The following is a 22,632-nucleotide window of genomic DNA, read 5'->3' on the forward strand; positions in this document are numbered from 1 at the left end:
TATATTATTACCGCATAAATGATAAACACTACTGATCAAACTTGGCTGGGTAAGGATCTTCTTTATCTTTATCCTTACAAGGATGCCGTAGCCATTTTTGCCAACCTTGAGGATCCTCCTGAATATCAATTTCGCTGTCAAAATCCTCCAGCTCGCAACTATCTAACTTCTCTTCAACACTGTGTTTATGGCGTATAAATGATGCCAACTGATCCTGGTCGAAGGTACCTGCAAGGTAGGGATAATTGATAATCATCTCAGCCGCCCCCTGGACTTGAAGCATTGTATTGATTCGACCAAAGAGGCGATCAACCCGTCCATTCCTCTGCTCGTTATCACCAGGAGTCCAGGCGATGCCATAATGATGAACTTGATTGCATTGAAGATGAAGATTCACGCCTTCCTGCAACACAGAGGTTGCTACCAGCACATTAGGGAAGAAAGGTGAATTAAATCCACGAATTAAACGTTCGCGATTTTTTGACTGCCCGCTGGCATACCAACTTGGACTACTCAAGCTAGTGAACTCGCGCCAAGTATATTGAGTATTATCTAGTTTCTGGCCAACAATTTTCACACATAGCGTTTCGAAAGTTTCAATGGCAGCCACAAAATAACGTAGCATCAGTGATCCATTCAATTTTGGGGTGACCCATTCTACAAAATGCTGATATCGCTGCTGGACCTCACCTGTTTGAGGTCGACGGTTGAACTCTGTAAACCAGCAATAGAGCTCAATGATCACAGGGCTGGCAAACAGGTAACCCGTGCGAAGATAGTTGGCAAAGTTCTCAATAATTGCCATACCGTTAGGCTGGTCACGCCACTTAATCAATTGCTCTTTTGCTGGCTGCGGCAGCTCATGAAACATCAATCCCCAGGCAGTGGGCAAAGCAGTGATATATTTGATTTTCTGAGCTGTTGTCGACTGCTGCAGCCGGGCATCTCTCGCGGCATCACCATAGCTGTCACGTTGACGTTCACCAGACTCTTTGCGGTAATGATAATGATAGGTCCCGGTCGTACCATCCAATGCAGGCTCAAGAAATAATGAAAAGAGGCTTTCAGGGCGACGGAAACGCAAACTAACGTTGGCGCAGTCGGTACTGCGCAGGCCCGTTTTCTTCATAACAAATAGCTCGGCAATTTTACTTGAAAGCTTTAGCTCGTTATCCGTTTCAGGCTCATCTGTCTCCCCGTCCTCCAGCATATGCTCATCAAAATCGGACTTTTCATTGGATTTTTCCGATAAAAGCTTAACAAAAATATCTCGGGACCAACCCGACTCTCGCCATTCTGCCAGCGCCTTTGCAGGTAGCTGCCAGACATTCATCAATCGCTCAGCCATTATTTCATCATAACGTGCGTTGATGCGCTGAGTAATTTCGCGTACAGATGGTATTCGACGAACAAAAACCAAATGCTTACTACAATGTAGCGGCTGAGACTGCTTGAACGGATCACTGGTAAAGCAGGCCTCTACCAGAGTGTCGTATTTGGGATGATCTGGAAAGCGGTTATAGATATCGTGAAACTGCCGGGTCAAGCTATTGAGCAGAGCAGAATCCGGCGCGTGGTTGAAGTCATTATGGATTTGCCCCTCTTCATCACTACTATTATCCCGCTCACTTGCGGTACTGCCCGTTGATTCAAACCCTTCAAGATAGCCATATAGCATGCGCCTGCCGCCACCTGCCTTTTTCTCTTTGTCCAGTTGAACCACGAGTTGTTTCTGATATAGAGCAAAAAACAACTCAGCATCCATCTTATTAGTAAAACTGGAAATGCTAGCGCGCTCATGACGATATTCATATTTGCTGTGGCTGCTCTCTCTGCCCTGCATTTTGCGCAGTCGGCGGATGGCAAAATCATTCATCAGCGCACGGACATCATCCTCTGCATAACGTTTTGGCATGTCACTGAAGTAGCTAAATATGTCATAAACATTTCGCGATGCTGAGTGATTTGGAGTTGCCGTCAACAACAGTACATTGCTCCCCAGCCGGTCCTGCGCATCACCAAAGAAGGCCTGAGCGGCGGCGGCACGCTGTGATCCGCTTCGGTTACGAAAGTAATGAGCCTCATCGATTATAATTAAGTCAAACCCTCCTTTTCCAAGAGCTTGCTTAATCTGCTGACGATATAACACGCCATAAGACGCGGCAGCATTTAAAGCATCTTTTTTTTCATCTGGAGGGACCAGACCGCTTAGTGAATGGATAGTAGTAAGGTAAAAATGGTGAGATTTTTTTTCCACAGCGGCCGCCAGCTCCGCCAGTCTGCCATAAATTTGTGGGGCATATTTTGTCTTACCCTCTAAAGTGGTAAAGGCATTATGTTCAGCCCGATAGTGTATCTCTGTGAAAATGCTAAATTCTCTCTCCCAGTTATCACAGAGCGTCCTGTTAGGTGCCATAACCAGAATGCGTGCATCAGGTTTTGCCTGCCATAACAACAACATTACTCCCATCGCCTGATAAGTTTTCCCCATGCCGACTTCATCAGCAAGGAGTGCCAGTCGTTGTTTATTCAGCAAATTCCACAACCCAGCCACCCCCTCTGCCTGCTTCGCCGCCATGCTGGAAGCACCGGATTGATACTGCCAGTGCGTATCAGTTGCATCGAAATTCATCACGGCTGAAACCTCAACCGGGGTAATGATCTGTTTTAACTTATTCGCCATAACTACAGTCTTCCATGATAGCAGCGAGATAACGTAGGCTAGTGGCATCGCTAGTTAGGGGGGGAATTGCAACCTGTAGAGACTCCCACAAGTGCACAGCCACAGATATGGCTTCAGCCCCTTGTTTGTGACGTATGCTTTTAACACGCTTTCTTGCCAGAGCGGCCAGAGTGTTAACTTCTTGGGCCAGAAACCAGTTAAATACTAGCTGAGTCGGTTGATTTATACGCTCCCTGGCTATTTCAGCCAATTCCTGTAAGCAACCTGGTTCACTGAACAAACGACGATACAGCTGAGTGCCATCGTCCGCGTCTGCTAGCCAGTTGCGCCGTTGTTGGATAGCCTGAAAGAGGCGGAAATAGCTAGTGGCATCTAAATTCATGGCTTGCGCCATCCCCTCACTTTGCTCTTCATCCTGCGCGCCAGCACAGCGCAGCATAAGGCGATCACTCAATGCGGGATCCACTGAATTCAGATAGCTGTTAAGTAAGTCATCTAGCGACTTAAAGCTCAACGCACGCCGGTGTTCAATACCGCTTTCAACGATCATGCCCTGCCAGTCGGTTATTCCAGTTCTACGAAGGGTATAAAAAGGGTTATCCAATACGGCATTGCTTTTTAATACCGTCAATTGCCGGGGCGATTTCAGACCTATACCGGTAGCTTTCCATACCAATTCATTTGCCCCGTTGATACCGGGCAATATCAGTTGATAACCTGACGCAGGCTTACCACCGAACCATTGCCCGGAAATCTGATACTCACATCGAGTCCAGTCAAAAATAACGCTCAGATCGAAAGGTTGAAGTTCATCAGGCTCCAGCGCCTCTTCCTCCAACAATGCTTCACTGGCGAAATTCTCTTCATTAACATCACCCCATTCTTTGCCGCAAATCGTGATGTTACGAGAGACCGGATGCACAATTCCCGCTTCTACATTCCAGTTTGCCTCAGGTAAGCTGCTGCAACCCGGGTTGGTGAAATTCCAGGACCCCACGGCAAGTTGCGTACCGGTATTGCTTTTCGCCAGCCAGAGCTTGGCATGGGTCATCAATGCCCTATCGTCCTTGGGCACTGGAGAGCGATACACGGTAAGCTTTTTATTTGTAATCATTGCCTGAATACTGTCACTCCATCGAGTGCGGATATAACGTCCCTCAACCAAATCCGGAACCAGTTCTACGAGCACTTCATGCCCAATATTGTCGATAAACCCTGCTAAATCCTCAGCAAGATAAGGCGACCAAACACTGAGTGTATGAATCTCACCGCCGTTTTTTAATGCATCTAGCAGTGTGCAACCAGCCAGACTGTGAATAAATGACCAATCAGGATCATCACCGAGAAACTTGCGACGGGTTGGGAAAAATTCTTCATCATTCAGACTGTTATCAATTGTGGTAAAAAATCGTTTTACCTGCTGGTATTGGGCATTACTTGCAACACAACGAAAATCCACAGTTTCTTGATTTCGCCCCCACCCACTAAGCGTAAGGTTGGCACTGCCCGCACCCACAATAATCTTTCTGTAGTGATCTTCGAGATAAAATACTTTTGGGTGAAACAGCCCGCGCTCTTTATCCAGATAAGACTCTTCGCTTTGAGCCAGCTTACGCACCGACACCGGATATACCGCAATGGAGGTACGTTTCGGCTTTTCTTTCGCAAACATGCGCGGATCGCAGTAGATGCGGAAATCAATACCACTCTCATTCAGCGCACGCTGCAGACCTTCGTAATCCATACGACTAACGGGCGGGTCCATACCCAACACAGCAGGAAGTACCCACGTTTCAACAAAAGAGATATCCAGATTAAAGGTGGTGAGCCAGACACGTTTCAACATACCCATATCAGCAATTTGCTTTTTGAAGACATCTAACAGCTTCATGCAGAATGCCCCCATAAACCGTTCAGCAAATGTCTGAACTGTGGTAGATAATAACGGTTTACCCAGTCGCTATTCTGACGATCTTCGCGTAGCGAACATGGTGGTACCTGCAGCAAAATATCATCACCTTCAAGCAGGAGCCACGGGAACTGCCCCCTTGACTCCATTATCTTGTGATGATAATCCAGCAAGCCTCGAACCTGATCTTCCAGCGACGGCATACAGGCCAGTGCTAATAGTTGCTGAAAACGTCTGGCGGGCGTACCGGAAAGCGAGGAAAGGAGCACATCATTTTCCAGAAGCTGAGCCGCCTTTTGTGGCAGATCAAGTTCCGTAAGACCGCGCGACTGCCAGAATTGACGAAATTCTGCCAAAGTCTGACTACTCTGTCGGCGTAAGCCTGAAAACATCAGGTCGATCAGGGATAAAAATGGCTCCGCCTGACTGATATGTTGTAACGCCCTGAGGTCACTTTCATTCATTTCAGGCATACTTTTCGCCTGATGCATGGCACGTTTGAAAACTTCAGCATCTGTAAGCTCTAACTCGTCCAAACGTTCCTGCTTGAGTACCCGATAAATAGCACCCGCTGCATATTTATCTAACCCCGTTCTTTGTAGCCAGAATATTCGCGAATAATCCCCGACCATTTTCGGGTCGCGGAATGCCTTTACATACGCCTTTTTTAGGCCGACAGGAATATCTTCGAAAAATGGGTTGAGGTCGCGCTTATGTGAGGCCTGCATTTTCAATTGCATGTAAGTCAATGCCGCTGCATGTAATTTTTTCAGCTCTGGTACATTCCGAATAAATGCCTCTGCTGCCTGCCACACTGGCTTGCTTTCCGGCAGATCATAGCGATAATCAGTAGAGAAAAAATGCATTTTCATCATTGGCGATTTATAGCGCCCATTGGTACCAAGAGCGATCTGATTAGTCAGTAACTCACTACTTTTCTCATGACCAAAAAATATCTGAGGATTTTTATTTGCAGCGTTCCATTTAGATCTGGCTTTATTAATACCCTGCACACCAGTGAGAGTGACACCTCTTTTTTCAGCCGCCAGCATGGAGTAGATATAAATATTTTCCAAATGGATCAGACAGGCAACTCTAAACTCATGTAATTGCTTTTTGGGATACAGACCTTTCATCACGCCTGAAGTTTGCAGCTTTTCATCGACCAGTATCTGGCGCAATACGCTGTGATGCAGCAGATTCAGCGTATATTGCCGTACATCATTTGCGATAGAAGTAATACGGCTATGAAAGATGTCCTGCCCCCAGGACGACCAGATGACTAATTGCCCAAGCGGATCCACATTCAACTCACCCGTTAGCGAGTCATCGTATTCAGTCAGAAATTTCTCGATGTACATTTCGTTGCGTCAGTCGCTTATGCCCACAGGGCTAACAACACGCAATCAGTGCACTGCGAAAGCCCTTCCATGTTCCACTTTCTTTCCTGGCACTTACCAAATCAGCAAATCAGTGGCCGATATTGATGAGTGCTAAAATGCAGATAACCAGAAGCTGTAGCTTCTGGTTATCTGGCTGGATTACTCGCTTTCAGGCTCCAGTAAAAAACTAGGTTTACCGTAAGACGAAACAAACAATCCTTTTACCGCGCGCGTTGCAGCCACATGGAGCAACGCTCGTTCATTAAATAATGCATCGCGCTGTTCTACAGGGTCATCAGATGCAATTGCTTTGACTTCCGGCACAACACCATCGTTGATGCCCGCAAGAAACACATACTGGAACTCCAACCCCTTAATGCGGTGCATCGTTGCCATACGCACACCAGGGCGTTGATCACTATCACCACTATCCTGACCTAAATTATAGGTCTCGATTCCAGCATCATTCAGAGCAGAAGCATAACGCTCGTAAGCATGCTTCGTACGAGCGGTAATGCAGATATCCTGGGAACGGACATCATTGGCTAACAACGCCTGAATTTGCTTGATAATCGTCGCAGCCTCTTCTTTAAAATCTGAAGCATGAGTGATCATGGGTTTTTCACCATGAAGCAATGATAAATAATCGTTGCTGGCATCAGTTTCACCATCCAGGTTGTCAACCTTAACGCCGGTTAACAACCCGACAGCAAACTGTCGCGTCTCTTCTGTAGTCCGGTAGTTAATTTTCAGTTTTTTACTACGGCGCCCACGAACGTTAATCCCACACTGACCTAGAACGACTTTATTGCGGTAAATACGCTGATGTCCATCACCCACGATAAAGAGATCGTTAGGAGACTCTGGAACCAGGCTACGAATAAGGGTAAAGGCCGGTGCGCCTATATCCTGAGCTTCATCGACTACGATACTGCTATAAGGCAATTGCACCTGTTTTTCTTTAAACAGAATGATAGCCTCATGCATGGCATCTCCCATCTCTCGCAGTTTGGCTCGCGCCATTTGTGCCCGGAACTCTTCGAACACAGGCCAGATTTTCGCACGCTGAATACGGGATAACGCCGTGCCACGACCAATACGACTCACCTTCAGATATTCTTCACGGCTGTAAACCGCATTCGGCTGAACAACACGTTGCCACTCTTCAGAATAAAAGTTATCCGGTAATCCCAATTCAGCAGGAACTTGCTGCAAGGCATAGTTCCAGCATTTACGTCGCCCTTCATCGCTATCATAGACCACGCGGAAATCATATCCATGGCGTTTAAGCTGCTCGCTCATCCAGGCATCAATGTTAACAACTTCAATACGCGCCATCTCCTCACGGCTACACAAACGCTGGAGGTTGGCGCGAATATCCGCCGCCAGGTTACGGGTGAAGGTTGTGAACAGAACTTTTTTACCGGGTTTATCGGCCAGGCGTTGGGATAACCAACGTGCACGATGCATCGCAACAACTGTTTTACCCGTGCCTGCACCACCTAACACTCGCACCGGACCATTTGCCGGAGACTCCACCAGTTTTCGCTGGCTCGGGTGCAGGAATACACGCCATTTTTCCAGTGGCGCATTGAGCATTTGCAGTAGCTCCTGTTCATTTTCAACGACATGGAAACGACGTTTACTTCTCTCAATTGCCTCAATAAAGTCGTTGGTATCAACAGGCTCATCACGGTGATCGTTAAACTCCTCCAGCACTTCCTGGTAATCCAGACCTTCTGCCAGCCAGTGTAGGGGCTCCCAGGCTTCTGCTGGCATCACGCTTTCCAGCTGATTCAGCCCTGTGGTATCCACAAGAGCCATCACCTGCTCAATAAACACAGGAGGAACACCCAGCGCGAGGATCTGCTCTGCCGTATACGCAGCAAAGAGTTTGGGTTTATCGACAACAGTCGGCTCGGGGGTAGGTTTGATATAGCTGGTATCAATCACCTGAATCGCACCGGTTACCGGGTGAATCGCACATTCGTGTCGCCGCGCCCAGTCGTAGGCTTCGTCGTGCTTATCCACCCACATCAGCATATACAGAGCACCCTGCTCAGGTTTCAGGACGATCCCCCGGTAGGTTTGGTCTATACGCACGGAATGCACATTATTGCTGCGTGCATCGTGGATCTTTTCGTAGTTCAGCCCATTACTCGTCGGATCCTGGCGGAACTTAGAGATGAATTCCTGGACCTTTTTTTGCTGCGCTTTAGGAATCCGCGCAAAAGCCCCCAGAAAACCATCAGAAAGTGCCACCTTTGGCGTTGGAATCGTCATTTGTCACCTCCGGACAGATGCTGCAATGTATTTTCGTCAATTGGCCCGAATGCAACGTGCCAACCCTTACTTGCGAATAAAGCAGTAAACTCCTGATTATCAATAATCAAGGCTTGCTTTTGTAATGGCCAGGCGAGATCGGCTTCTGCAATAATTTCGCCATCGTCATCCTGCAATTCATATCCAACCGTCGGTGCCGGTAGTGATAACGACTGAAGCAAAGCGATTTCTTCTGCGCCCAATAAGCCAAACTCAAGTATTTCTGCCCAGCTCTCGTCAGGCTGAATATCCACTACAACCGAAGTCTGCATTTTTACCGTTTCAGCCTCCAGCGGTAAATGAACCGCTTTACGGCTGGTAAATGTCATATCTGGCAGGAACTGCAGTAAATTCACCATCCACCAGAAACCGTTAAATCCGGCTTCATAGCCATCATCCTGGGAATAACGATCGTCAAAGCAAATATGCAGCCTCAACCAATTTCGCATTTGTTCAATGCTTGTCGTTGATTTAATGGCTTGTTGCGGTACAACAGCTGCCAGCTCAATGAACTGTTGTGATGAACTACAGCTATCCAGTAAACCACCAAATACAAAAGGTTCATCAGGCAAAAGTGCATTCAACCGATAAGCGGGAGCGTTCTCCTGCATTTCATAGGCGTACTTTTGTTTGGCTCCAGTATCCTGCGACTTTTTAGGATCCAGCCACACCCAGGCAAAGGCAGCGGCCATTTTCTGCCATAGCATAGTTTTATTACCGGGATCAGAGAGATAATCGAGTAGCAGTGCAAAACTGTTTCTCTCCCGGAATGAACCTTCAAGCGTAGCAAAGTTTGTATCATGGAACAGGTTATAAAACTTAGGCTGTTTCATATCCGGATTATGGCCAAGCCCCATAACATTCTGTACATGTTTAATGCCTTGTTCTTGAAGGTCAGCCCAGGTCAGTGTCCATACCCAAAAATTACCGCTGTCTTTAATCGCCTGCCGTTTTTGGACATCATCCGACACGCTATCTTTATGAAAAGCAAAACCATCCAGGAAAATTGCTACCGGTTTTATCTTTTCTGACTGCATCAGAGGGTAGAGCACATAATCTGGTCGGCTAAGGATGCCAACCCCTTCTTTAACCCCTAAATCAATCTGTGCTTTGAGATGCCAGCTCATCGCCGGTTCTGTACGGGTATTAATAATCCAGCCTGCATTCTGATGGGCATAACTCCGGCTCACGAGAAGATTTTTGTTATCCTGCAGGCAGTGAATGAACCGTTTTTCCAGTTCACTCCCCATCATGGCATCAAGCGAAATGTTTTTGATGGAATCAATAACGCGTATAGAAGCACTGGCCTTCAGGATTTTCGCCAGTAAGAGACGCGCCTGATCTCTTGATACATACTTCATACGCCCGCGGTCACGGTAAGCGTAAACACAGCGATAGCAGCCGTCTTTATGCGTATCATGGTTGCAGCTGCATTCCACTAGCGCCTTGTAGGCCAGCTCAAGTAATTTCAGAAGGTTGTCAGGTGTACGCATCAATTCTTTGAGTGAGCCAGTCCCCCCTGGTACGGTGTCGTAAATCACCAGATACTGACGCCAGGATTCGCCCTCATTTTCCGGCTCGCGATACACCACGCCTTTCAGATGATCCACGTTACCTTTGAAGTAATGTTTAAGCCCAAGCTGAATGGCTGCACCCAGGGAGGCTTCCACCACGCGATCGTTGCTGTAGCTGGTCACTGGCAGCAGGATACGCAATGCCTCAGATTCCAGTTGGCGATAAAGGTAGAGATAATCTTCAAACTTCGCTTTTTCGGGTTCAGCGCGATATTTACAGCTCAGGTCATGACGAGGTTCATGATCGCGAGGGCGCTGCACCATGCCGCAGCCGAGGCAAACTTTAAACCCGGTGCGTTTCTTTGCCTCTCCTGCGATCATCAGTTCATTGGCATCATCCGCCATTTTGCCAAAGTTGATATCTCGCAGAGTCACTTTGCTCAAAAACTCAAAGCCAAACGGGATTTCTCCTTCATCAATGGCATAAGCGGCCGATACATCCTCTTTTTCGAAGCTGACCAGCAGCTGTCGCTGGAAGAATGCCGGTTCTCGGCTATCGCTCTCATCACTGATCTGGCTGTCCCGGGCGCTTGAGCGGGCATAAACCTGGCGAAGCTTCAGTAACGTCGTTTTTTGTCCGGCATCAGCCCAACCTGGTGTGCCGCATTTAGGGCAGTATTTATGCTGATCGCCGGTCTGATCGATATTCTCGCTGTAGTTACAGTGGCTGCAAATACGCCAGTTTTCAGGCTCAGACAATTTAAGATCAATCTGTTCGATTTCAACTTTATGCCCGCCCGCATAGAAGTTATTCAACGGGGCCAGTTCAGCCAGCGCCGTTGATGCCGGACGTTCGTATTCGTAGGTCGTGTTCTGATACTCACGCGTCTCCCCACCGTCTTTACGCCGCCACAGCACAGAACGCAGCGTAATACCGGCCTCCGGGAAGGCATAGTTGGGAAGTAATCCTTCATCGGTGAGGAAATTAAGCGTTTGCTTGTTATTGATCTGGTTCACCAGGGCCATCAGCGTCTGACGTTCCGAAGTCAACTCGCGCATATCGCTGTCAAAGTTTTGATCGTGCGGATCGCTCTCCAGCTTGTCGATACTGCGCTTGAGTTTATCAATCCGGGAACGCAACGATTTGCGATCTTCCACCAGCAGTTTTAATGCTTGTTCGATACGTTGAACCAGAGAACGCTGCCCTGATGCCCCTTGCAAATATGACAGTAACTGTAGACGAGTGTCTTCCGTAAGATCCGGGAAGATGGACGAAAACTGCTGAGCAATATCCGCATGATGTTGTTCAACATAACGCAGGAAGTTATAAGGGAACCCAGACTTGTGTCCAAACTCCAGCTCGTCCAGCATCTGCTTCACGTTTTTGCTGATAGCAGATGCCGGGACGCCGGTTTTCACCCAGTTGTCCATGCAGAATGCGGCCAGCTGACGCTCCAGGATAGCCGTTGCGTTCAGGAACACACCAGGGGCCTGTACCTGCCCTTGCATCATCTCCAGAGGCTCTTCAAAGAAGAACTGATCGTGCGGGTTCCCCTCAGCCACCGTGATGTTAAGTGCATTGCCGTCTTTACGCCCGGCACGACCAATACGCTGTAAGTAATTAGCCTGCGCGGGTGGAACAGAACAGAGTAATACCGTAGAAAGGTCACCCACATCGATACCCATCTCCAGCGTCGGTGTTGCCGAAAGCAGGTTTATATTCCATGGCTGATTACCGCGGTAGAACGATTGTTCCGTAGCCTCACGATCTTCACGGCTCAGTAATCCGGTATGCTCTGCCCCCTGAACACGAGCGATGTCCATATTATCCCAGTGCCAGGTCACTGTATTTTCAGTTTCCTGATAGCGGCCTTCACAGCGCAGAGAAAGACATGGCGCGTTTCGCCAGTGCCACCCCTGATCGGCCGGTGCCCGAACAACCTCACGACAGCAAGAGCAGTTTAGCTGAACAACATCTCGGCTCACTACCAGCGCTGAAGGTACTAGCCCCCAAGCTTCTTTGCCTTTTGTGTCAAAGTCTTTTACCAACCCGGCCATTTTTAGTGTCGCAAACAGACGTCGTAAAACCGTCTCTGCCAGGCTGCTGATAAACAGATTATTGCCGTTGCTGAGCGTTCGGTTGATCCAATGCTGATACCAGCTGGGGTTGGATTTCGCACCAATCAGTCGATGGAAGCCATTTATTTTTTCAAACGAGGCATAGGCCGGTTTACGCGTTTTCGGGCCAATAGACGGCATATAGCGTGAAGTTCGCTCCTTCTGCGTCATCATAAAGGTCTTACCCTCACGCCGATAACTTTCGAACGCCGGATGCAGAACAGCTCCCGCCTGCCGCTGATGCCAAAGAACGCCAATCACCAGGTGTGCCACCTGCTCAACGCTGACCCCAGCCATTTCATCACCCAGCTCTTCGACAAGCTGTTGGTGAAGCACCGTTATCGCTGAATTGAAACGCGCAATATCAATTCCTGCAGCTGCGTAACCTGTGGCCTCAAGCGTACGTCCAATTCGTGCGCGTAGGGTAAATTCGCTGTATACCTCCCAGTCGAGACGAAGAGAAACCAGCTCCGGTAAATCGGAACTCTCTGCCAGCAGGCCTTCGTTCTTCAGCGTCTGGTAATCGTTCATCCACTGCATGTTGGGCGCGATGAAGCTCGCGGCAAAATGAGCATCATCCGGTGAACGCTCACGCGTCTGCCGGCAGACGCGTGCCGCAAAGGTATCCAACGGTAACGTTTCTTTTTCACCCAACACGCTGGCGATTTGTCCGCGTACCATCAACGGCCAGGTTCGGGCGGTAAAGAAACTGGCGCGGTGTGCGGCATCCTGTACCGAGTCAGAAAACGTAATCAGCTTTTTATGTTCGTTGAACTGGCTGCCATAAAGCTGATGGATCATCACCGCCGACAAGCTGGCTGCCTGCGACCCAAGAATCGAAATACCCTGTTTGCTGTTGCAGTACGGACATTCGTTAGCAAATTCCAGCTCATCCTTACGCTCTTTGAGCATATCCGGGATAAGTACTTGTAGCAGATCAGTATGGCCACAATGCCCGCACTGTACGTTAGTCTGCTTGTTGAGCTTTAAACAGGAAGGGCACAGTTTCTGGTGAACACCGCTGACCGGTTTATCGTTGTTATCCGGGAAGGCAAGCACAATAGAACGGCCTTTTTCGAAGAACTGACGATAAATACCGTCCAGGTCGGTTTCGAGTTGAACACTCTGACCATGGCGCAGGCTCGCCCAACCGGTAGCATGGCAGTCACGACAGTGAATAACGGGAAGGTAATGTTCGCGGTCTTCCACCGCGACATCATCAGCAAAAACAAGCTCAGGTATTTTTGACACGCTGGCGACCAGGCGGCGCATCTCGCGCAACCACAGCTGAGAACGAAGTTGCACAAAGGGCAGAACGGGACGTGCTTTATTCGCCTGTAGGCGCTTTTCCCGATCTTCCTGTTTTTCTGGAACCTCCAGGCGTGCCTGGGCAATTAGTGCCAGAATGCTTTGCAGCACGCGGGTTGCATGCCCGGCGCTTTCCGCCAGCATCACCTGGAGATTTTCCAGGCACTGCTGTTCCGACAAAATACCGCCCTGCAAATCCTCCAGCAGCACGTGCAGGATGCTGTGGCGGCGTAACAATGAGCCCAACTCAATACGCTTTTCACGTCCGAGATCGCTGTCCAGATCGGCAGGTAATTGCAGTGAACTATCCGGGAACCACAGCGGAATTTGTCCGTTCAGATAGTCTACCGGGCTGGCGTACGCTTGCGGATCCAGCACAGCGCTGGCCTCCTGGCCCGGATACTGACTGTACTCGATGGTATAACCTTGCAGATACTCTGCCGCCGTATAGCGATCTTCTCGAATAACCGCGTCATCACCAAATGGCTGATCAAAGATCGTTTTCGCGTAATCGAGTAGTTGTCCCAGTTCGTCACCTACGGTAGCCGACGTCCCCACGCAGGCAAAACGCTTGTCATCGACACCGATATGATGCTTTAAGCGGCGCACCAGACAGGCCAGATCCGACCCCTGCGCACCATCAAACGTATGCAGTTCATCCACCACCAGATAACGTAGCGACCCTAGCTGGTTGTAGCGCCAGAGCTTTTGATCGCCGGGGCGCATCAGCAGGTAATCCAGCATCTTATAGTTGGTCAGCAGGATATCCGGCGGGTTCTCACGCAGGGTATGTTTGCAGGTGATGACTTTATCTGCAGACATCTTTTTGCTGGGCTCAATTTCACTGTCGCCGACAAACAGGCCGACAGTCACTTTGCCATGTAGTTGCGGATCGCTGGAGATGGTTTTAGCGAAACGGCTGGCCTGATCGGTTGCCAAGGCGTTCATTGGATAAATGATGATCGCTTTAACACCGGCCTCTGATGCCCCAGCACAATGGTTAAGCAGCGGGAACATGAAACATTCCGTTTTACCGGAACCCGTCCCGGTCGCCACCAGCGTCGGCAGAGGCACCTCGATACCCAGGCGCTGGAACGCCTGTGCCTGATGAGCGTGCGGTGGGAACGGCAGCGTCAGGTTAGGGAAGAAGTTCAGCGGTAAGTCACTTTTGCGAAACGGCAGCTGAGCGGAAAGATACGGCCCTTTCAGCAGCGTTTCCGGCTGGGCCAGAAATTGCTCCAGCATCGAGACGTTATTGTTTTCTTCACCATTAAACAGTGGGCTGTTAAGCGGGAAGGCTGCCCGTAAAAAGGAAGCAACGCTGTCGGCAACCTGCCGACTGACAACAGAAGGCAGCATCAGGCGCTCTCCTTATCTTGTGCAAAAAATGCCCAGGCCACTTTGTAATCATCTTCGCGGTCGGGTTTGATAAACGGAGCCTGCCAAGTGACGGTTCGGCGCTCGCCTTCGTCGCTTCGGGTATAGTCATCAAAAGTGACGCTAACGGTACCGGTTTGCAGATGCTTGACATCATCCCAGCCGATGGCTTGATCGGTGCAGTCGCCGCTGGTCCATTCAGGGCTGTCGACATCAAAGACAAAACCGTTTTTCAGGTCCGCTTTACGCGCGGTACGCGGCAGGCCGACGCCCACCAGCCCTTTGCTTGGGGTAAAAATAATGCGGCCGTTTTGATCGTACCAGGTATCGGCTTCGTACTGACGCATTACCGGGAACTGGACGCGATATAAAGTCAGCAGCTCTTCGAGGGTTAAACCCAGCGCCTGTGCTACCAGCACGTCGATTTCCACCAGCGCCTGACGGCGACTGTAGTCAGAGCGTAAGGCGCAATCACGCTGCCACTCAGGGGTCAGATTGGCGAAGAAATCTTGTGGAAGTTGCGGGAGATTGCGGCTCCAGCGCTGGGTGTTGAAATCTGGGTTATAACAAGATTTCCAGAGATTAGTATAAGCGGTACCTACACCCATCAATGTTAAGCCGCGTGCGACTAATTGCCTTTCAGCTTCGCAAACCAAAGGCATCAGTTTTAGTAGTTCATCTCTAAAGTTTGATTTACCTGTACTTTTAACCCAAAAATCAAATGCGATGGACAGTGATGCCGTTGTAAATAATGTCAGGCGATGAGCATCGCTGAAAACCGCCGAGAAACAACCGTCTATATGCCCTACTGCAGGTGGTATAAGCGTTGGAATTAGAGTTCTTTCACCAGACTGGCTCAGCATTTTTCTGGCAACGTAACGATAATAATCCGTCACCTTCCTCGGCTCGTCTTCACCTGGTTCAGTCCAAGTCACTCGTGGAGTACGTTTGGCATACTCCTGCACATCACATGCTGGCATATAGTTAGTACGCGGCAGGTAATCGTCGGGCAATGTTAGCAGGTCCAGGCAGTCATAATCGCTGTTTAACGTACAGTTTTGGCGTGGCGTCTTGTAGAACGGTGTTCCAACAAAGAAGTGCGGGCCAGACAATACCCATTGTGATGCATCCTCAGGGAACTGTGTCTTACGTTCAATAGTGCCGTCTTTCTGCTGGTTTGTTTCATGCCACATTTCCAGGGATAAATATTGCCCCTGTAAATCACCCAATCTCTTCGGCTGATTAGCAAACTTTTCCAGCACAGCAACAAGCTGTTCTGCGTGCAAAGCTGGTAAACGAGCCCGCCATGCAGGAGTTCCTTCGCTGTCATACAGACGAGCAAATAACGTAAGTTCTTTCGAACCAACATTTATAAGTCTAGAATTATGGCCATTATTATTCCATAGAACCGATGAGCCTGCCTCAAGAGCGCTATCAAACTTAATCCCCGGAACCTGCTCAGAGTAATTTTTGTGCGCAAATGATGCATCTATAGTTTGAGGAAGAAACACATTAGCCATCGAAACAAAGCTAATACTTTGTTGGTAAGGCCCATAAACATTTATACCAAACCGAGTTTGATCATGTACTTCATTGAATAATAAATAAGCATTCGCAAACTGAAAATGCGCCCTCAACCTCGGATACACCGACGCACGCAACTGCCCGCCTTTAGGATCGTCATAGATACCCTCCGGATGCAGGAAACCTGCCACACCTTTCTGCGCCCCTAAGCGCCATGCCTGCGGCAGGAAGCATTTATACAGATTAGTCTGCACACCGCGCAGTACAGGGTAGTTCTGCTGCGCATTCAGGAAGTTCTGCATCCCCTCACAGCCTTCATACTCGCTGCGCCAAGCATTTTCGAGCAGCGGAATTCGATTGAAGGTTTCATGACGCAATGTCGCCAACTTCGAAGCACTCAATCGGCCTAGAACAAACTCCGGCTCATAGTCGCCCAGCACGCCCGCTTCCTGCCATTCAACTTTCAGCCACGGCGGGTTTCCGAGCATCAGGTCAAAGCCGCCGCGTTCGGCAAACAAATCACAAAACTCCAGATCCCAATGGAAGAAACGATGTTGCTTCTTCAGCGCATCAACAATCGCCAAACGCGGCAAATGACGGAACAGTACTTCAGTTTTCAGGCGGCCTGCACCGGAAAACAGCGAAGATTCTTCACGCACAATATCCTCGTCGGCAAACAGATTGCCGGTGGCCTGCTCTGCAACTTCAGTGACTCTTTCCGTGACGACAATACCATCGAGCAGAGTCTCCATCTCCATCAGCCACATACCGCGATCCGGCAGTTCATCCACTTTGTCGATTGGCCAGAACCATAGCGCACACCAGTAGTCCATCACCCAGCGCAGTTTCTGATAGGTACTGTTATCTTCGAGGCGGCCGCTGAAGGTTTCATCTTTACTGCTTAAAGAAGAGCGGGCTTGGGTCGTATTTTCCGCAGGCCAAACCGGATAATTGTCGGCGGTTTTCTGGCGCTCGGCTTTCAGCTGCTGACGGAATGTGTTCCAGAGCGCTTCCACTTTGCCGCTGATGCGCTGCACATCAACAATCTCATGCGGTGCAAAGCTTTTGGTAAACTCTTTGCGCCAGCTGTCCAACGCTTTGAAATCATCCGGATAGCGCTGCTTAACGGTTTTGTCGCTGTAGTTGGCCATGCCGCTGTCCGGGAGCAGGAAGTGGAAAATCTGCTTATCTTCGCGTGGAATATTCATCGCCAGCTCGGCCGGTTCGCTGTTAAGCCAGCTCGGATCTTTCGCTTTTTTGTAGGTCAGCTCGCTCTTGTTGAACACCTGACGACGTGCGCCAACCAGCGAGTTGCCGCAGTGCAGCTGGTAGCCAAACCACGGTACAAATGCATCGCCACTGATGGCGTTCAGCCACAGCGACACTTCCGCCAGCTCCACCGCCACGGGGTTTAAGTCCACGCCGAATACGTTGTTGTCGGCAATGTACATTTTCACCCGTTGCAGCTCCTGGGTGTAGCGATCCTGAGGAATGCGGCGACCTTCCGCCTGCTGTTTGTGGAACAGGTAAGCTTCCGCCAGCTGGTTGATGGCTTCGTTAAGGAACGCTGCGCTGCCCATCGCCGGTTCGCACACGGTGAGGTTTAATATTGCGTCGGCTTTGGCGTGCAGATCGGTAATCGGATCAATCTGCTCTTTAAACAGCTCTTTCAGGGCATATTTGACTAATGAGCGAGTCAACACTTCCGGGGTGTAGTAAGAGGCGGATTTTTCGCGGTCGCGCCCGGCCATGCGATAGATAAAACTGCCTTTACGGTGAATACGCAGGCTGCCGTCTTTTTCGTAGACCTTCTCGTCGTCGTGGTATTTACCGATCTCGTCTTTGCTGACGAAATAGCCCGTCTCCAGCTCGTTAAACTCTTCTCCAGCTTTTTTCACCTCGTAGAGGTCATGACTGGCAAAGAAACCTCGATAAGAGAGCAGCGCTTCATACACTGCACCTAACTGGTTAATACCCAGCTGGCGATAGGATATACGCCCCCGACGGTTAAAACGTCCTTTACCCGGGCGGCTTAACGACATCGCCTGAATAATTTGTTGCAGGGTTTCGTTGCGAAACACCACGCGGTTAAGAATGCGGGTGTTATTCGCGTCAAACAGATGGCTTTCCAGACGCGGCACGCTGAACTGATGGCTGTGAATAGTGATCCGGTCGCCGCTCTCCAGGTCGCTCTGCATTTTCACGCCTCCGCTATAGCCGTCACGTACCAGCTTGAACAGCATATTCAGGCTATCGTGGAAGTAGCGCCCGTTACGATCTTCTTCGCTGGTCAGCGGAATCATCTCAAGATCGCGCAGCGTTTCCAGACTGTAGCCCTGCAGATAGGTTTTGGCGGTCATCGGCGCATAGCCCAGCTCCGGGCGCGCTTCGATATAGAACAGGAACAACAGACGATACATATACCGCAGGCATTCGCGGCTCAACTCATCCGGGTTAATAGCTCGTTTCCCGGTGTAATAGGCCAGCTCGTTGTTGATGAGATAACGCATCGCTTCATTGCCCAACAGCTCAATGCTCTCACGCAGGGCATATTTCAGATCTTCCGACACGCCAAACGCATGTTTGTGCGAATTGTCATCCAGCGAATCGAGATATGGCGCACCGCTGCCGGGTAACAGCGAGTCTTTGTGTAACAACACCGACGTCGCTTTCAACGTATCCGTTTCACGACGGCTTAAAATTTCTTCAAAATCAAAACGCAGCAGACGGTTTTGCGCCCACTTAGTACGATCCAGCAATAACAGCTGGCGATTGCCAAGCAGCAGTACAAAACGCGGCGGTTCATTTTGCGTGAAGACCACCGTGGAGAGCAGATCCTGCCAGCTACGGTATTCGCCGTTCGCTTTTTTACGCAGACTGTCGCGCTTATGTTTATCGGTATCTGCCGGGAACTGCGCGGTCAGCAGCGACAGCGCCAGCGGATCCAGCGTTCCTTCATCCTGATCATGTGCTTCAACAATCCACAGCCACGGGCTGCCGTCGGTACTGTTGTAACGAGCCAGTACCGGCAAAGGCGTATCGTCATCCAGCATCTGAATGTGCGGATTGAGTTCATAACCCAATGCCTTTAACAGCGGCTGCCAGCGAGTGCGCTGATCGGCAAGACGCTGCGGGATCTGGCGCTGTTTTTCATGATCAGTGAGTTTGCGGAAAAACTCTGTCGCCAGGCTGTTAAGCTGGTTCCACGGCGCGCGGTAGCCCGCCTCAACCTCTTTGCCCTGTTCACGGGCAGCGCGTTCAGCTTCACGAGCGGCATTTTCCTGCTCAATCCAGGATTCCAGGACATCGCGAATATCGCTGGTAAAGACTTCGCCCAAATAGTGGTTAGAGTAAAATTCGTTTTCGTTATTAATACCGACCAGCGCCATAATTAGCCCTCCGCTCCGGTGATTACTGCAATAACCTGGATGTAGGGCTCTTTTTCGGTGGTCATGGTGTCCTCAATCCATTGGATATAGCTGTCAAAATTGTGTTCGATTTCGCGCTGACGTTGTTCTTTGCGGTTCTGTTTCACTGAAAGCAGCTGTTTATTATCGGCAAAATCCAGCTCCAGTTGACTCAGCTGACGCCCACGCAGAACCTCCAGCTTTTGTAGATGTTCATTGAGCTGCTGATTGATATGCTCCTCAAAAGCATTTCGATCGTGAACAAACACATCCCGCGCATGGGAGATTGCCGCTTCCAGCAGATCCTGCTGGCGCTGGTGGTTACGATCTTTACCACCACTGTTAGTCAGTTTGCTTCTCAGTTGCGGATGTCGTTTCAGGAACTCAGCAAAAGGCAGGCTACCGCTTAACGTTTCGCGGTTAAAGCTCACCACCAGCCACGGGTTCACCATCGGGTGCGACTTACGGTTCGGGAACAACCCGGAAAGGATGAAATGATCCTCATCAGGTTCAAACAGGTGCGGCAGGCGCATCACCGGAGCCTGGTGGCGACCAAAGGCAGACTGAATTTTGTCGTCTAACCACTGCACGACCGGGTTAATTTGCCAGAGATACTGCACATCGGGCCAGGCATGTTGCTCACCGCGCGCACGCGAAATGGCTTCCGTGATAACGGTTTTGTCCTGGCTTAGATAAAGCTGCCAGTTTTCCGGCGCAATTTCCGGCGGTAACTGGTTAAAGCGACGGCGTAACTCCTCCGGTGCGACCAGCGATAAGGTGTTATCAGGCAAGGTATTGTATTGCACGGTCTGGCCGCAGGCCTTCAGATAGCCTAGCGCTTTTTCGCAGTATGCCTGCTCATTATCAAACAGACTAATGTCGCTTTCGGTCACGATCGAAGCATCGCTGGACACTGCGCTGCAGATTTCGCCAAACAGGTCGTGTTCAGAATTTTCAGTGACATTGCTATTCAACAGGTCGTCGAACAGGCTGGCGCCATCGTCCTGCATCATGAATTCAGCAACCTGCTCCTCTTCCTCTTCTTGGGTAAATTTGCCGGTAAATTCGGAACTGTCGCCAATATTCTTCTGTGCCTGTTCGTCTTTATTGATCAGCACTTCCAGCACACGCATATCACCATTGATCTGCGGTTCGCTGGCTTCAGTCAGCAAGTAGCGGATCTGTGGTTGGTGTTTTTGCCCATAGCGGTCAATACGTCCGTTACGCTGCTGGAATACCATCAGCGACCACGGAATATCGAAGTGAATCATTTTATGGCTGAGGTGATGCAGGTTGATACCTTCAGACGCCACATCCGAGCAGATGAGCAGGCGTAGCGGAGACTGGGTTTTGCCAAACGCTTCGACGGTTTCCATCAGAACTGTATCGCCCTGATCGCCTCGCAACGTGGCAATTTGATCGTCTTTCAGCTTGAGATCGGAGCGCAGTTGCTGCTCAAGGAACTCGAGCGTTTTGATACCCTCGGTAAAGATCACCAGACGATCTTCCGTGTTATTCGCTTTCCAGCAGAGATCGTTACGGATGGTCTCCAGCAACAACTGATACTTGCTGAACTGGCTGGCATCAATATTATTGAGCGCCAGCAGCAGTGACTCTAATTCGTTAATCTGGCTCTGACTGTTTATTTCTTTGCGGTTCTCAAGCCGCTTCAGGCGGTTAGCCACCACGCTGGCACATGCCATTGGACTGGAGAACAACGCTTTTTCGAGCGTAATTTTGAACAGGTGGCCTTTATTTGACAGCGAGTCTTCATCATCATCGTCACGGAACTGACTCTCAACCAATCGGCGGTAGGCTTCCTCTTCAGCTCCGGTTGCCGGGCGCATCAATTTGACGATATTACGTTCCGGAAACTCACCAGCCATCTGATCTTTTACGTCTTTTTTGAAGCGACGCACAACCAGATTTTTATCGGCAAAATCGGCGTATTCATACTCTTTAGGATTAGCAATGGCCGTCGGGTCGAGCATGTTCATCAGGCTAGCAAAACTTTCAGCCTTACCGTCATGCGGCGTGGCCGAGAGCATAATCAGCGTATCGCTACGCCCGGAGAGCAATTTTGCCAGTTTGCTGCGTAAGGAACTGGTCCCACGTTGAGCGACGTTATGTGCTTCATCGATAACAATAATATCCCACCAGGCGTTTTCCAGGTGGTGGCGATATTCGATGTCTTGTTTCAGAGTATCGATGGAGATAATGGTCTTATCGAAATAGTGGAACGGGTTGTGGTTGGTTGGGATGCGGTTACGCACCTTTTGTAAACCAGCGGAGTCAAGTCGCGTCAACGGAATAGCAAAACGGCTCCAGAACTCTTTCTGGAATTGCGTGAGCATGGATTTAACCGCCAGCACTAGAATGCGTTTGCCACGTCCACGGCGAATCAGCTCTGAAACCAGGATACCAGCTTCCAGCGTTTTACCCAGCCCTACCGCATCAGCAATTAATATCCGCTGGCGCGGCTGTGCCAGTGCCATGCGCGTGGGATCGAGCTGAAAGGGCATGGAGTCCATCGCAGCCTGATGCCCAAAATGGACTTTGCTGTCAGTCGGGACGCGTTGGCGTAGCTGGCCCTCTATGTACAACTGAGCGGCCTGGTAATTGGCTGACTCATCTTCCACCAGATTTGTTTTTGCTGGATCGAGAATCTCGACTTTTTGCTCCAGCTTTGTCAGAAATAGCCCTTCTTTACCGCGTACCAGCTCCGAAATTCCATCACAGGTCAGCAGGTGACCACCATCTCCGCTGTCATCCGCCCGGCGAATGCGCCACTCTGCATCACGAATAACCACCCGCATCCCAGGTGCATAATTTTGCTTATTCATCGGTTTTTCTGTCTGTATGAGGCAGTGGCGGTAACACTATCCCGAGCGATGTGGTGCGGCACACTGCGATAAAAAAGAGGGCCTTAAAGATAACATGAAGGGCAGCGTCAGGGGGATAAAATGGAATGTAATGCGCAGAAATCACGCATAAATTTCAAACAACGATAGTTAAAAAGTGAGCTGGGTCAACTCCCCCACACTGAGTCGGTGGGGGAGAATTCGTGATTAAGGGACGAAGGTTATAG

At 49.8% G+C, this 22,632-nt stretch carries 7 protein-coding genes; all 7 read right to left on the reverse strand.

What is annotated here, in order from left to right:
- Positions 1-28 precede the first annotated feature (28 nt).
- Positions 29-2,683, reverse strand: a complete 2,655-nt coding sequence (locus tag ABLU86_RS15370) for a DEAD/DEAH box helicase family protein (protein ID WP_058771413.1) — start codon at positions 2,681-2,683, stop codon at positions 29-31.
- Entirely contained in the window at positions 2,673-4,574 is a 1,902-nt protein-coding gene (locus ABLU86_RS15375; protein ID WP_348796222.1) for a hypothetical protein, read from the reverse strand. The genes ABLU86_RS15370 and ABLU86_RS15375 overlap by 11 nt, the downstream gene beginning before the upstream one ends.
- On the reverse strand, positions 4,571-5,953 hold the full coding sequence (locus ABLU86_RS15380; protein ID WP_031518863.1) for a hypothetical protein: 1,383 nt from the start codon (positions 5,951-5,953) through the stop codon (positions 4,571-4,573). Before ABLU86_RS15380 ends, ABLU86_RS15375 begins: the two co-directional genes overlap by 4 nt.
- A gap of 180 nt (positions 5,954-6,133) precedes the next feature.
- Complete coding sequence (locus tag ABLU86_RS15385; protein WP_023343028.1) at positions 6,134-8,257, reverse strand: ATP-dependent helicase; 2,124 nt, start codon at positions 8,255-8,257, stop codon at positions 6,134-6,136.
- Positions 8,254-14,595 carry a DEAD/DEAH box helicase gene (locus ABLU86_RS15390; protein ID WP_348796221.1) on the reverse strand — a complete coding sequence of 2,114 codons (6,342 nt, stop codon included), beginning with the start codon at positions 14,593-14,595 and terminating at the stop codon, positions 8,254-8,256. The genes ABLU86_RS15385 and ABLU86_RS15390 overlap by 4 nt, the downstream gene beginning before the upstream one ends.
- Positions 14,595-19,526, reverse strand: coding sequence for a class I SAM-dependent DNA methyltransferase (locus ABLU86_RS15395; RefSeq protein ID WP_192986728.1), 4,932 nt, complete (start codon positions 19,524-19,526; stop codon positions 14,595-14,597). The genes ABLU86_RS15390 and ABLU86_RS15395 overlap by 1 nt, the downstream gene beginning before the upstream one ends.
- A 2-nt stretch (positions 19,527-19,528) precedes the next feature.
- Positions 19,529-22,387 (reverse strand): DEAD/DEAH box helicase, encoded by a 2,859-nt coding sequence (locus ABLU86_RS15400; RefSeq protein ID WP_192986726.1) that lies wholly within the window; start codon positions 22,385-22,387, stop codon positions 19,529-19,531.
- Positions 22,388-22,632 lie beyond the last annotated feature (245 nt).

Source organism: Klebsiella sp. JN_Kp121 (assembly GCF_040062145.1).
GTDB lineage: Bacteria > Pseudomonadota > Gammaproteobacteria > Enterobacterales > Enterobacteriaceae > Klebsiella > Klebsiella aerogenes.